This window comes from Tepidimonas sp. HKU78, assembly GCF_049860815.1.
In the GTDB taxonomy this organism is placed as follows: Bacteria; Pseudomonadota; Gammaproteobacteria; order Burkholderiales; family Burkholderiaceae_C; genus Tepidimonas.
In genome coordinates this window covers 939,360-952,814 of sequence record NZ_CP187547.1, presented here as the reverse complement: position 1 = coordinate 952,814, position 13,455 = coordinate 939,360, and the positions used below count along the sequence as shown (strand labels likewise).

Below are 13,455 nucleotides of genomic sequence, written 5' to 3'. Positions count from 1 at the left end.
CTCACTCGATGATCTTGGACACCACGCCGGCGCCGACGGTACGGCCGCCTTCGCGGATCGCAAAGCGCAGACCCTCTTCCATCGCGATCGGGGCGATCAGCTTGACCGTGATGGTCACGTTGTCGCCGGGCATCACCATCTCTTTGTCCTTGGGCAGCTCGATGGCACCCGTCACGTCGGTGGTGCGGAAGTAGAACTGCGGCCGGTAGTTGTTGAAAAACGGCGTGTGGCGGCCGCCTTCTTCCTTGGACAGCACGTAGACTTCGCCCACGAAGTGGGTGTGCGGCGTGATGGAGCCGGGCTTGGCCAGCACTTGGCCGCGCTCGACTTCTTCGCGCTTGGTGCCGCGCAGCAGAATGCCGACGTTGTCGCCCGCTTGACCTTGGTCGAGCAGCTTGCGGAACATCTCCACGCCGGTGCAGGTGGTCTTGGCGGTGGGGCGCAGGCCGACGATTTCGACTTCGTCACCGACCTTGATGATGCCGCGCTCGATGCGGCCGGTCACGACGGTGCCGCGGCCCGAGATGGAGAAGACGTCTTCCACGGGCATGAGGAAGGCGCCGTCAATCGCGCGCTCGGGCGTGGGGATGTAGCTGTCGAGCGCCTCGGCCAGCTTCAGGATGGCTTGCTCACCGAGCTCGCCTTTGTCGCCTTCGAGCGCTTTGAGTGCGGAGCCCTTGATGATGGGGATGTCATCACCAGGGAAGTCGTACTTGGAGAGCAGCTCGCGCACTTCCATCTCGACGAGTTCGAGCAGCTCGGCGTCGTCGACCATGTCGCACTTGTTGAGAAAGACGATGATGTAGGGCACACCCACCTGACGCGCCAGCAGGATGTGCTCGCGGGTTTGCGGCATGGGGCCGTCGGCGGCCGACACGACCAGGATGGCGCCGTCCATCTGGGCGGCACCCGTGATCATGTTCTTGACGTAGTCAGCGTGGCCGGGGCAGTCGACGTGCGCGTAGTGGCGGTTGGCGGTTTCGTATTCGACGTGCGCGGTGTTGATGGTGATGCCGCGCGCCTTTTCTTCGGGCGCCGCGTCGATTTCGTCGTACTTCTTGGCCTGGCCGCCAAACTTGGACGCCAGCACCGTCGTGATCGCCGCCGTCAGCGTCGTCTTGCCATGGTCCACGTGACCAATCGTGCCCACGTTGACGTGCGGCTTGGTCCGCTCGAATTTCTCTTTTGCCATGATGGATTCCTTCAATCAAAGAACGATGCCCGTGTGGGTTTTACGTCTGCGGCACGGGCCCGCCACGGGCAGCGGGCCCACCCCGAAGGGCGCCTCAGACCGGAGGGATGCGCGACGCGGCTTACTTGGCGCGCGCGGCGATGATGGCTTCTTGCACGTTGCGCGGCGCCTCGGCGTAGTGCTTGAACTCCATCGTATACGTGGCGCGGCCCTGCGACATCGAGCGCAGCGTGGTGGAGTAGCCGAACATCTCCGACAGCGGCACCTCGGCCTTGATGACTTTGCCGCCACCCGGCAGATCGTCCATGCCCTGCACCATGCCGCGGCGGGACGACAGGTCGCCCATGACGTTGCCCGCGTATTCCTCGGGCGTTTCCACCTCGACCGCCATCATCGGCTCAAGGATCACCGGGTTGGCCTTCTTGCAGCCTTCCTTGAAGCCGAAGATGGCCGCCATCTTGAACGCCTGCTCGGACGAGTCGACCTCGTGGTACGAACCGAAGTGGAGCGTGACCTTGACGTCGACCACGGGATAGCCGGCCAGCACGCCGGCCTGCAGCGCCTCTTCGACGCCCTTTTGCACCGCAGGGATGTACTCGCGCGGCACCACACCGCCCTTGATGGCGTCGATGAACTCGAAACCCTTGCCCGGCTCGTTGGGCTCGATCTTGAACACCACGTGACCGTACTGGCCTTTACCACCCGACTGGCGCACAAACTTGCCTTCGGCCTCGTTGACGGTGCTGCGGATGGTTTCGCGGTACGCCACCTGCGGCTTGCCGACGTTGGCCTCGACGCCGAATTCGCGCTTCATGCGGTCGACGATGATCTCCAGGTGCAGCTCGCCCATGCCGGCAATGATGGTCTGGCCCGACTCTTCGTCGGTGTAGACGCGCAGCGACGGGTCTTCGGCCGCCAGGCGCGACAGCGCGATGCCCATCTTTTCCTGGTCGGCCTTGGCCTTGGGCTCGACGGCCTGGCGGATGACGGGCTCGGGAAACTGCATGCGCTCCAGCACGATCGGTGCGGCCGGGTCGCACAGCGTCTCGCCGGTGGTGACTTCCTTGAGACCGACGCAGGCGGCGATGTCGCCGGCGCGGATTTCCTCGATCTCCTGGCGGTTGTTGGCGTGCATCTGCACGATGCGGCCGATGCGCTCTTTCTTGCCCTTGACCGAGTTGAGCACGGTGTCGCCCTTGCGCAGCACACCCGAGTACACGCGCACGAAGGTTAGCTGCCCCACGAACGGGTCACTCATGAGCTTGAACGCCAGGGCCGAGAGCTTCTCGTCATCGCTGGCCTTGCGCGTGACGGGCTGCTCGTTTTCGTCGGTGCCCTGCACGGGCGGGATGTCCACCGGCGACGGCAGGAACTGGATCACCGCGTCGAGCATGCGCTGCACACCCTTGTTCTTGAACGCGGTGCCGCACAGCATGGGCTGGATCTCGACCGCAATCGTGCGCTGGCGCAGGCCGGCGATGATCTCGTCTTCGCTGAGCTCGCCGGTCTCGAGGTATTTGTTCATCAGCTCTTCGCTGGCCTCGGCAGCGGCCTCGACCATCTTCTCGCGCCATTCGTTGGCCTGATCCACCAAGTCGGCCGGGATGTCGCGGTACTCGAACTTCATGCCTTGCGACGCCTCGTCCCAGATGATGGCCTTCATCTTGATGAGGTCCACCACACCCTGGAAGTTTTCCTCGGCACCGATCGGGATCACGATGGGCACCGGGTTGCCCTTCAGGCGCGTCTTGATCTGCTCATAGACCTTGAAGAAGTTGGCGCCGGTGCGGTCCATCTTGTTGACGAACGCGAGCCGCGGCACGCGGTACTTGTTGGCCTGGCGCCAGACGGTCTCGGACTGCGGCTGCACGCCACCGACCGCACAATAGACCATGCAGGCGCCGTCGAGCACGCGCATCGAGCGCTCGACCTCGATGGTGAAGTCCACGTGGCCCGGGGTGTCGATGATGTTGAAGCGGTGCTCGGGATAGTTCAAGTCCATCCCGCGCCAGTAGCAGGTGGTGGCCGCCGAGGTGATGGTGATGCCGCGCTCTTGCTCCTGCTCCATCCAGTCCATGGTGGCGGCACCGTCGTGCACCTCACCGATCTTGTGGTTGACGCCGGTGTAGTACAGGATGCGCTCGGTCGTGGTGGTCTTGCCGGCATCGATGTGCGCCGAAATGCCGATGTTGCGGTAACGCTCGATGGGCGTGGTACGTGCCATGAAAAAACTCCAGATTCGGATGGGCAAAGCCCGCCGACCTCGTGTGTGGGGGTGGCGGGCTCGAGGGAACGGGGGACGCGGCCTGGACGAGCAGTCGCAGCGTCAGAAACGGAAGTGGCTGAACGCGCGGTTGGCTTCGGCCATGCGGTGCACTTCATCACGCTTCTTCATCGCGCCGCCGCGGCCTTCGGTGGCCTCGATCAGCTCGTTGGCCAGACGCAGCGCCATGGATTTTTCGCTGCGCTTGCGCGCGGCTTGCTTGACCCAGCGCATGGCCAAGGCTTGGCGACGCACGGGGCGCACCTCGACCGGCACTTGGTAGTTGGCGCCACCGACGCGGCGAGACTTGACCTCGACCAGCGGCTTGACGTTGTTGATGGCTGTGGTGAACACCTCGAGCGGGTCCTTGCCCGTTTTCTTCTCGATGTGCTCGAGCGCGCCGTAGACGATGCGCTCGGCCACCGCTTTCTTGCCGCTCTCCATGATGACGTTCATGAATTTGGAGAGCTCGACATTGCCGAACTTGGGATCCGGCAGGATTTCACGTTTAGGGACTTCGCGACGACGTGGCATGTTCGTATCCTTTTTGCTTCAGTTGGCACCACTGGGTGCCGCGAGGGCCGACGGGGACCCCCACTTACTCGACCACCGGCGCACCAAGGGCGTCCGGGGCCACACTGCCGAAACACCCGCCAGCCAGGCATTTCGACACCGATGCGTGACAGGCCGATGACGGCCGCCCACGCGAAAACGCGCTTCGCGGGCGCGGCTCAGGCCTTCTTGGGCCGCTTGGCGCCGTACTTGGAGCGCGCTTGCTTGCGGTCCTTGACCCCTTGCAGGTCGAGCGAGCCGCGCACGATGTGGTAGCGCACACCCGGCAGGTCCTTGACGCGGCCGCCGCGCACGAGCACCACCGAGTGCTCCTGCAGGTTGTGGCCTTCACCGCCGATGTAGGAGATGACCTCGAAGCCGTTGGTCAGGCGCACCTTGGCGACCTTACGCAGCGCCGAGTTCGGCTTCTTGGGCGTCGTGGTGTAGACACGCGTACACACGCCCCGGCGCTGGGGGCAGTTTTGCATCGCCGGGCTCTTGGACTTGTCCTTCTCGACCGTCCGCCCGTGGCGCACGAGTTGGTTGATGGTTGGCATAACGTCCCTAAACGTCAAAAGTGAACGATCCGCCCTCGGGCAGACCCGAAAAGCCCTCTACTGTAGCACGACACGTCCCGGGATGCAATCACCGGATCCACAACCGCAACGCGCCCCACAGGCGGCCGAGCAGCCCCGCCTCTTCCACCGGCTCCAGCACCGTCAGCGGCACCTCGGCCAGGGTCACGCCGCCCGCCGAGAGCACGCGCAGCGTGCCCAGCGGCTGGCCTTTGAGCAGCGGCGCCACCAGTGGATCGGGGCGCACGACCTCGGTGCGCAGGCCCTTGGCCGTGCCAGCCGGCACCGACACGACGATGCCCTCCGGGCGGCCCAGCCGCACGTCGCTCGTGCGTCCCTTCCACACCGGCGGCGTGGCGATGGGCTGGCCCGGGGCCGTCAGGCGCACGGCCTCGAAGGCGCTGAAACCCCAGTTGAGCAGTTTCTGGCTCTCGGCCGCGCGCGCGTTTTCGCTGGCCGCACCCAGCACGACGCTGATCAGGCGGCGCTGCCCCGCCGGACCCTCGCCCAACCCGGGCTGGGGGCGGCGCGCCGTGGCCACCAGGCAGTAGCCCGCGGCGGCGGTGTAGCCGGTCTTGAGGCCATCGACCGTGGGATCCCGAAACAGCAGCAGGTTGCGGTTGGTGTCGTTGGCTGCCGGCGTGCCAGGGTAGCGGTAGCGCTGGATGGCGTAGTACCCCACGTACTGCGGAAAATCCTGTATCAGCCGCTGCGCCAGGGTGGCCAAATCGCGCGCCGTGGTGGTGTGGCCCGGCGCGGGCAACCCCTCGGGGTTCTGGTAACGCGTGCGCGTCAACCCCAGCGCCCTGGCCTGCTGGTTCATCAGCTCCACGAAGCGCTCGACCGTGCCCCCCACACCCTCGGCCAGCGCCACGGTCGCGTCGTTGCCGGACTGCACGATCATGCCCTTGAGCAGGTCCTCTACCGGGATTTGCTGATTGGGCTGGATGAACATGCGCGAGCCGGGCATGCGCCACGCGCGCTCACTGACGGTGAGCTTTTGGTCCAGCGTGAGCTTGCCCGCCTTGAGCGCATCGAACACCACATAGGCGGTCATCAGCTTGGTCAGCGAGGCAGGTTCGACCGGCTCATCCGGGTCCTTGGCCGCCAGCACCTGCCCGCTGGTGGCATCCAGCAGCAGCCAGGCGCGCGCCGCGATCTCGGGCGGCTGCGGCGCCTGGGCATGCGCCATCGGTATCCACGCCAGCATCAGCGCGACGAGCCACGCGGTCGCGCCCGTTCGGCGCCCGGTGCGGCGGGCACAGGCTTGACTCAGGATTCGGATTCGTTGCAGTACAGACACGTCGATCGTTCCTTGCGAGCCACCCAGGCCGGGGCGGCCGTCAATCCAGCGCGCGCAAATGGCGCAGGGTCAGGGACTTCAGCAGCGGCAGGCGGCCATGAAAAAAATGCTCGCCCCCCGGCACCACGGTCACCGGCAACCCCATGGGGCGCGCCCAGTCGAGCACCGCGGCCAGTGGCACGGTGTCGTCCGCCTCGCCATGCACGACCATCGTGCGCGCCTGGAGTTCCTCGGGCAACGGGGGCAATTCGAAGCGGCTCGCCGCGGGCGCGATCAGGCACAAGGCGTGCGCCGGCTGCTGCAGCCACAAGCGGGCCGCAGCAGCCGCGGCCACATAGCCCCCGAAGGAAAACCCCGCCAAGACCAGCGGCGCCCCCAGGCCGCGCGCCGCCACCACGGCCAGCAGGTCATCGACCTCGCCCACCCCATGGTCGTGCACCCCAGCGCTGCCCCCGACGCCGCGAAAGTGAAAGCGCACCGCCTCCCAGCCCTGTTGCACACAGGCGCGCGCGAGCGTCTGCACGACTTTGTTGTGCAGCGTGCCGCCAAACAGCGGATGCGGGTGGGCGATCACGGCCACGCCGCCGCCGGGCCGCGCGAGCGCGGGCCGGTCGATGGCCAGCTCCAGCGCGCCGGCGGGGCCCGGGATGGTGATAAAGGTGGTTTGCGCGTTCATCGCCGACAACAGCGGCGCCGCCTCAGCGGCCCACGTCGGGCGGCAGACACAGCCGCTCAACGACCACGCCGTCGCGCAGGTGCGAGGTGACGATCTCGTCGATATCGGCCAAATCGACGTAGGTGTACCAGACCCCCTCTGGATACACCACCGCCACCGGCCCGCCGGCGCAGCGGTCCAGGCAACCCGCCTTGTTGACCCGCACCTGGCCGGGTCCGGCCAGGCCGAGCGCGCGCACCTGGGCCTTGCAGTGCTCGAAGGCAGCCTGTGCGGCGTGCTGCGCACAACAGGCTTGGCCGTTGTCGCGCTGGTTGAGGCAAAAAAAGATGTGCCGGCGGTAGTACGGCGCGGTGGGGTTGGGATCGTTGGCGACAGCGTCGGTCATGGGCGGCGATTGTAGGATGGGCCGCGCCCCGCGTGGCCGTCGCGGCGCAACGCGAGCCGGGCGGCCACCACCAGCGCCGCCCAGGGCCAGATCCAGCCCAGCCACTGCGATACGCCATGGAAGCGACTGAAGCGCCCCTGCTCCCAGGTCTGCAGCGCCACATCCAGATACGCGGGATCGGGAACGCGGTTGACCAGCCCTAGCATCAGGCCCCCGATCAGCACCATCAGCAACGCGGCCGCCCGCGCGCCCAGTGGCAGCGCAAACAGCGACATGGCCGCGGCGGCGGCCAAGCCCAACTGGGCGGGCGGGGTCAACCACGCCCAGGCGTGGGAGGGGCCGAAGGTCAGCACCGCCGACAAGGTGCCGACGCCCCACGCCGCCGCACCAAACAGCAGCGCGAACAGCACGCGCTGGCCGACCCGGCGCAGGCTGGCGTAGCCCAGCAGCACGGGCAACCACAGGCTCAGCGCGACCAGCAGCGCCTCGGTCAACGGGCTGGGTGGCGACAGCGGGGCGCTCTGCGGCAACCAGGCTTGCAGGGGCGAGCCCTCGGCGGCCCGCCACAACGCCGCCTCTAGGCGGGGCCAGAACTGCCCCGTCGCGAAAGGCACCGAGGTCGGGTACAGCACCGCCCACGGCCACAGCAGCAACACACCCCATGCCCATTGGGCGCCGGGCTGCTGCCACTCGGCGCGAAACTGCCCCCACGACCCCAGCCAACGCCAGCGCAACAGCAGCAGCGCCACCCCCGTGCCGAGCAGCGCACCCGCGGCATTGAGCAGCGCATCCAGCTGTGAAGGCACCCGCTGCGGCAAGTAGGTTTGCAGCGCCTCCATGGTCAGCGAGAGCAGCGTCGGGACCGCGACCCCCAAAACAGGCGCCAGCCGGGGCCAGCCCGTGCGCGTCAGCGCGACGGTCAACAACGCGCCCAGCGGCGCGTAGCCCAGCAGATTGGCCAGGATATCGAAACCGCTCCAATAACGCGGCCACGGCGCCAGCAGAAACGCCCACGGCGCCACGCCCTGCGAGCGCCACCCCTCGAAGGGAAACAGGCTGGCATAGACGACCAGGACCGCGTAACTGAGCAACAGCGGCCACGCGAGCGAGCCGTGCCGCTGCGCGCCCATGGCCACCGCCTGCCGCGTACGCGCCACTCGCCGTCCTTTAGAAGGGCTTGATGACCACCAGCGCCACCGCCACGACCATGAGGATCACCGGCACTTCGTTGAACCAGCGGTACCAGTGGTGGCTGCGGCGGTTGGCCCCCGCCTCGAACGCGCGCAGCAAACGCGCGCACGCCACGTGATAGCCGATGAGCACGAGCACGACCGCCAACTTGGCGTGCATCCAGCCGTTGCCCGGCCCCAGGCCGATGCCATAGCCCAGCCACAACCACAGCCCCAGCCCCAAGGCGGGCACGGCCAGCAGCGTCATGAAGCGCAGCAGCTTGCGCGCCATCAGCAGCAACCGCTCGCGCTCGGCGACGCTGCCCGGATCGACCATCGCCAGGTTGACGAAGATGCGCGGCAGGTAAAACAACCCAGCGAACCAACTGGCGATGAAGACGATGTGAAAGGTTTTGACCCACAGCATGCGCGCAGTGTATGCCACACCCGCGGGGATGGCATAAGATGGGGCCATGGCTGCGCCTGCGACCCCATCGCGCCCGCCGGAGCCCCCTGCGGCAGGGGGCTGGGCGCCCGTGACGCCCCCGGTCAGCGCCCGGGGGGCGGCACCCGTGTGGCGCGGGCTGGAAGATCGGCTGTACTGGATCGACCAGGGCCTGCAGCGCCTGTGGCGCATGCATGTCCCCAGTGGGCGCAGCGAGGCCATGGAGCTGCCGCAAACACCCGCGGCGCTCGTGCCGTGCCGGCGCGGCGGCTGGTTGATCGCGCTGCGCGACGGCATCTTCCACCTGCCCGACTGGAACCTACCGCTGCAACGCGTGATCGATGCCCCCTACGACACGCGGCGGGTGTGCTTCGTCGATGGCGTTTGCGACCCCTGGGGACGACTGTGGCTGGCCGCGTGCGCCGAAACCGGCGATGACCCGGCAGCCACGCTGTATTGCCTGCGCACAGGCGAGCGCCACCGGGCCGAGCTCGCCCGGATCGGACCGGCTGCGGCAGCCTGCGCCGGGCTGGCTTGGTCAGCCGACGGCACGCTGCTGTACAGCGCAGATGGCGTGGCGCGCATCGTGTACACCCAGCCGATGCACACCGCCGGTCGGTGGCCGCCGGAATTGGGTGTGCGATTGCCCCTGCGGCGCCTGGCCTCTCCTGCGCCCGGCGGCGGCGAGCATCCCGCGGGCGCGGCGGTGGACCGGGCCGGCCGCTACTGGCTGGCCCTGGAGGGTGGTGCGCGCGTGGTGTGCCTGACGGCGGAGGGGCAGATCGCCAGCGAATGGCCACTGCCCGCGCAGTGCCCGACCGGCTTGTGCTTTGGCGGGCCCGGCCTGCGCACGCTGTTCGTCACCACCGCCCGGCAGCACCGCCCGGCGGACGAGTTGGCGCAGTATCCCGACAGCGGTGCCGTGCTCGCGCATCCGCTGGACGCACCCGGGCTGCCTGCCCCACTGTACGGGGATTGAACGGCAGGGGCCGCGCTGTCGCCGTTCACAGCGATCATTCAAATTCTTCACACGGCGCCTGCCGGGGCGGGCTACCATTGCCCCCATGGTCGAATCCCAGCCCCTTTTACGCGCCGACACGCCGGCCGGCGATGATGCCCTGCTGCAGGCATGGGCCGAGCGCATCCGCGCGGCGGCCGCCGGCGGACCGCGCTTGCGCATCCGCGGCGGTGGCAGCAAGGCGTTTTACGGCAACCCCCTAGACGCGGAATGCGAAGTCCTCGACACCCGGGCCTACGCCGGCATCGTCAACCATGAGCCGACCGAGCTGGTGGTGACCGCACGCTGCGGCACCCCCCTGGCCGAGCTGGAAGCCGTGCTCGCCCGCCACGGCCAGCGCCTGCCGTTCGAGCCCCCGCACTTCGGACCCAGCGCCACCGTGGGGGGCATGGTGGCGGCGGGGCTGGCCGGCCCGGCACGCGCCGCGGTGGGCGCCGTGCGCGACTATGTGCTGGGCGTGCGCTTGCTCGACGGCCGGGGCGAGGACTTGCACTTCGGCGGTCAGGTGATGAAGAACGTCGCGGGCTACGACGTCAGCCGCGCCTTGGCTGGCAGCCTGGGTACGCTGGGCGTCATCACCGAGGTGTCGCTGAAGGTGCTGCCGGTGGCCGCGGGGGAGGCCACCCTGTGCGCGGCGCTGCCCGCCGACGCCGCGCTGGAACGCCTGGCGCACTGGCGCAGCCAGCCCCTGCCGCTCAATGCCAGCCTCTGGTCGCCCCACGCCGGCGGCACGCTGTGGCTGCGGCTGCGCGGGGCCGCTGCGGCGGTGGAGGCCGCCAGCGAGCGGCTGCTGCGCGAAACCGGCGGCCAGCGCCTGGAGCCAGCCGCGGCAGCCACTGTGTGGCACAGCGTGCGCGAACAGACGTCGGACTTCTTCGCCCAGCCGCCGTCAGACGAGCACGGGCTGTGGCGGCTGTCCGTCGCACCCACCACACCGATGCTGGCCTGGCCCGGTGATACCGTGATCGAATGGTTCGGTGGCCAGCGCTGGGTCTGGGCCCCGGTGTCGGCGGCCGAGGCGCTGCGCGCCCTGGCCCGCCAGGGCGGTGGGCACGCCACGCTGTTTCGCCCCCCCGCGGCGCAGCCCGAAGCGCACGAGCGCTTCACGCCGCCCGAGGCCACGCTGCGCACCCTGCAGCAGCGCGTGCGCGCCGCGTTCGACCCGCACCGGATTTTTCAGCCCGGCATCTGGGGATACTGAGGATGCAGACCCAACTCGCTGCCGAATTTCGAGACACGCCCGATGGCCAGACCGCCGAGGCGATCTTGCGCCGCTGCGTGCACTGCGGCTTTTGCACCGCCACCTGCCCCACCTACCAACTGCTGGGCGACGAGCTCGACGGCCCGCGCGGCCGCATCTACCTGATCAAGCAAGTGCTCGAAGGTGCGCCGCCGACGCGCGCCACCCAGCGCCACCTGGACCGCTGCCTGACCTGCCGCAATTGCGAAACCACCTGCCCCAGCGGCGTCGAATATGGGCACCTGCTCGACATCGGCCGCAAGGTGGTGGAGGCGCGCGTCGAGCGCCCTGTGGGCGAGCGCGCCGTGCGCTGGCTGCTGCGCGAGGGGCTGACGTCGCCGCTGTTTGCGCCCGCCATGCGGCTGGGGCAAAGCGTGCGCGCCCTGCTGCCCGAGCCCCTGCGCGCCAAGGTCCCCGAGCGGCGCGACCCCGGCCCTTGGCCGACGGCGACCCACCCGCGGCGCGTACTGCTGTTGGCCGGTTGCGTGCAGCCCGCGATGCTGCCCCACATCAATGCTGCCACGGCACGGGTGCTCGACGCGGCCGGCATCCAGACCCTCATCGCGCCGAAGGCGGGCTGCTGCGGGGCGCTGCGCTTTCACCTCGACGACCAGGTCGGCGCGCTGGCCGACATGCGCGCCAATATCGATGCGTGGTGGCCATGGATCGCACCGACCGACGGCAGTCCCGGGGTGGAAGCGATCGTGATGAACGCCTCTGGCTGCGGCGTGATGGTCAAAGACTACGCGCACGCGCTGCGTCATGACCCCGACTACGCCGACAAGGCGCGCCGGGTGAGCGAGCTGACGCGCGACCTGAGCGAGCTGCTGCCCGATCTGGTACCGGCCTGGAAAGCCCGGCTGGGCGACACGCTGCCCGACGGGATCGCGCGCCGGGTCGTCTTTCACCCGCCCTGCACGCTGCAGCACGGGCAAAAGCTGCGTGGCGGCGTCGAGCGGTATCTGGGTGAGCTGGGGTTCACGGTGACCCTGGCGCGCCAGGAGTCGCACCTGTGCTGCGGCTCGGCCGGCACCTACAGCGTGCTGCAGCCCGGGCTGAGCCAGCAGCTGCGCGACCGCAAACTCACCCACTTGCAGGCCGAGTCGCCGCAGGTGATCGTCTCGGCCAACATCGGCTGCATCACCCACCTGCAGAGCGGCACCGACACCCCGGTGCGCCACTGGGTCGAGCTGGTGGACGCCGCGCTGGCGTCAGCACCGCCACATGGCCCAACAGTCTAGGCGGCCTTTGCTGTACCCAAGCCGCCAGACCGGGTGGGCGCATGTGGCGCGTCTCTCCGGCTAAGCGCCGGACTCCCCGCTCACCCGTGCAAATCGTCGCGCCGCGCAATCTCGAACAGCCGTTGCAACTCATGCGGGTAGCGGCGCAGGTTGGCGGCGTGCCATCGCTGAATCCCCCACATCACCAACGCCACCAGGGCGCCGAAGGCCGCGATGGCGCCGAACGCCGACACCCCCACCCCGGTGGCGGCGGTGTACAGAAAGCCCAGGCCCAGGATGCACGCCTGTTCGTTGAAGTTTTGCACCGCGATCGAGCGCCCAGCGCCCATCAGGTTGTGGCCGCGGTGTTGCAGCAGCGCGTTCATCGGCACCACCAAAAAGCCCCCTAGCGCCCCCAGCAGCATCAGAAACGGCGCAGCCACCCAGACGTTGTCGATGGCGTTCATGGCGATCACCAGCACCCCCATCGCGATGCCCAGCGGCATGACGCGCGGGGCATGCTCCAGCCGCATGCGCAGCGATGCCACCACGGCCCCCAACGCGGTGCCGATGGCCACCACCCCCACCAGCGACGACGCCTGCGTCGTGCCATAGCCCAACGCCGCCGCCGCCCAGGCCAGCACGATGTAGCGCAGGTTGCCACTCACGCCCCAGAACAGCGTGGTCGTGGCCAGCGAGATCTGGCCCAAGTGGTCGCGCCACAGGCGCAGGTTGCAGCGCCAGAAGTCGCCCAGCAACGCCAATGGGTTGGCCGGCAGATGGCGCAACGGCGCCGTGGTACGCGGGATGCGCAGGTTGAACGCGGCCGCCAGCGCATACACGAAAACCAGCCCGATGATGGCCGCCTCGGGTGCTGAGGCGGTGTGCCCGATCAACGGGATGCCCAACCCGCGCAACCAGCCTGAGACGGTGGGCCCCACGAGCTGCCCCCCCAGCACCACGCCCAGGATGATGGAGGCGATCGTCAGCCCCTCGATCCAGCCGTTGGCCTTGACCAACTGCGACGGCGGCAGCAGCTCGGTGAGGATGCCGTACTTGGCCGGAGAGTACGCCGCCGCCCCCAACCCAACCAAGCTGTAGGCCAGCAGCGGGTGCACGGGGGTGAGCATCAGCAAGCAGCCCACCACCTTGATCGCGTTGCTGATGAACATGACCTGCCCTTTGGGGCGGGCGTCGGCGAAGGCGCCGACGAACGGCGCCAGCACCACGTAGAACAGCGCGAACATGGGCACCAACGCCGCCGCCTGCCACTCGGGCGCGCCGCGGCTGCGCAGCAGCTCGACCGCCACCACGAACAGCGCGTTGTCGGCCAACGAGCTGCAAAACTGCGCCGTCATGATGGTGTAGAAGCCGCGCTTCATGCCGGTGAAAGAGGATCGTAGGCGCTGCGCCAGCG

General features: G+C 68.6%; 13 protein-coding genes. 3 read left to right on the top strand and 10 right to left on the bottom strand.

The window, feature by feature from the left end:
- Position 1: 1 nt before the first annotated feature.
- From tuf to ACPYIS_RS04595, 9 genes are all read right to left on the bottom strand, one after another.
- A complete protein-coding gene (tuf, locus tag ACPYIS_RS04635) occupies positions 2–1,192 on the bottom strand; it encodes an elongation factor Tu (RefSeq protein ID WP_424895017.1) in 1,191 nt (396 codons plus the stop codon).
- A 121-nt stretch (positions 1,193–1,313) separates the two neighbouring features.
- Positions 1,314–3,416: an elongation factor G gene (gene fusA, locus ACPYIS_RS04630; RefSeq protein WP_424859905.1), complete on the bottom strand. Its 2,103-nt coding sequence runs from the start codon at positions 3,414–3,416 to the stop codon at positions 1,314–1,316.
- A gap of 102 nt (positions 3,417–3,518) precedes the next feature.
- Positions 3,519–3,989 carry a 30S ribosomal protein S7 gene (gene rpsG / locus ACPYIS_RS04625; protein ID WP_299021759.1) on the bottom strand — a complete coding sequence of 157 codons (471 nt, stop codon included), beginning with the start codon at positions 3,987–3,989 and terminating at the stop codon, positions 3,519–3,521.
- A 197-nt stretch (positions 3,990–4,186) separates the two neighbouring features.
- Positions 4,187–4,564, bottom strand: coding sequence for a 30S ribosomal protein S12 (gene rpsL / locus ACPYIS_RS04620; RefSeq protein ID WP_299021762.1), 378 nt, complete (start codon positions 4,562–4,564; stop codon positions 4,187–4,189).
- 88 nt (positions 4,565–4,652) lie between these two features.
- Entirely contained in the window at positions 4,653–5,792 is a 1,140-nt protein-coding gene (locus tag ACPYIS_RS04615; RefSeq protein WP_425974100.1) for a D-alanyl-D-alanine carboxypeptidase family protein, read from the bottom strand.
- 133 nt (positions 5,793–5,925) lie between these two features.
- Positions 5,926–6,561: an alpha/beta hydrolase gene (locus tag ACPYIS_RS04610; protein ID WP_425973916.1), complete on the bottom strand. Its 636-nt coding sequence runs from the start codon at positions 6,559–6,561 to the stop codon at positions 5,926–5,928.
- A gap of 22 nt (positions 6,562–6,583) precedes the next feature.
- Positions 6,584–6,946, bottom strand: a complete 363-nt coding sequence (locus tag ACPYIS_RS04605) for a (2Fe-2S) ferredoxin domain-containing protein (RefSeq protein WP_424859907.1) — start codon at positions 6,944–6,946, stop codon at positions 6,584–6,586.
- Positions 6,943–8,103 (bottom strand): VanZ family protein, encoded by a 1,161-nt coding sequence (locus tag ACPYIS_RS04600; protein ID WP_425973914.1) that lies wholly within the window; start codon positions 8,101–8,103, stop codon positions 6,943–6,945. The genes ACPYIS_RS04605 and ACPYIS_RS04600 overlap by 4 nt, the downstream gene beginning before the upstream one ends.
- Before the next feature lie 10 nt (positions 8,104–8,113).
- Positions 8,114–8,542: a CopD family protein gene (locus ACPYIS_RS04595; RefSeq protein WP_424860143.1), complete on the bottom strand. Its 429-nt coding sequence runs from the start codon at positions 8,540–8,542 to the stop codon at positions 8,114–8,116.
- A 46-nt stretch (positions 8,543–8,588) separates the two neighbouring features.
- On the opposite strand from ACPYIS_RS04595, the gene ACPYIS_RS04590 reads away from it, so the two are divergent.
- From ACPYIS_RS04590 to glcF, 3 genes are all read left to right on the top strand, one after another.
- Positions 8,589–9,539 carry an SMP-30/gluconolactonase/LRE family protein gene (locus tag ACPYIS_RS04590; protein ID WP_424859909.1) on the top strand — a complete coding sequence of 317 codons (951 nt, stop codon included), beginning with the start codon at positions 8,589–8,591 and terminating at the stop codon, positions 9,537–9,539.
- A gap of 85 nt (positions 9,540–9,624) precedes the next feature.
- On the top strand, positions 9,625–10,779 hold the full coding sequence (glcE, locus tag ACPYIS_RS04585) for a glycolate oxidase subunit GlcE (protein ID WP_425973913.1): 1,155 nt from the start codon (positions 9,625–9,627) through the stop codon (positions 10,777–10,779).
- Between the two features lie 2 nt (positions 10,780–10,781).
- Positions 10,782–12,059, top strand: a complete 1,278-nt coding sequence (gene glcF, locus ACPYIS_RS04580; protein ID WP_424895019.1) for a glycolate oxidase subunit GlcF — start codon at positions 10,782–10,784, stop codon at positions 12,057–12,059.
- A gap of 80 nt (positions 12,060–12,139) precedes the next feature.
- Here glcF and lplT read toward each other — a convergent pair whose 3' ends face one another.
- Positions 12,140–13,420, bottom strand: coding sequence for a lysophospholipid transporter LplT (gene lplT, locus ACPYIS_RS04575; protein WP_424895020.1), 1,281 nt, complete (start codon positions 13,418–13,420; stop codon positions 12,140–12,142).
- Positions 13,421–13,455: the final 35 nt, after the last annotated feature.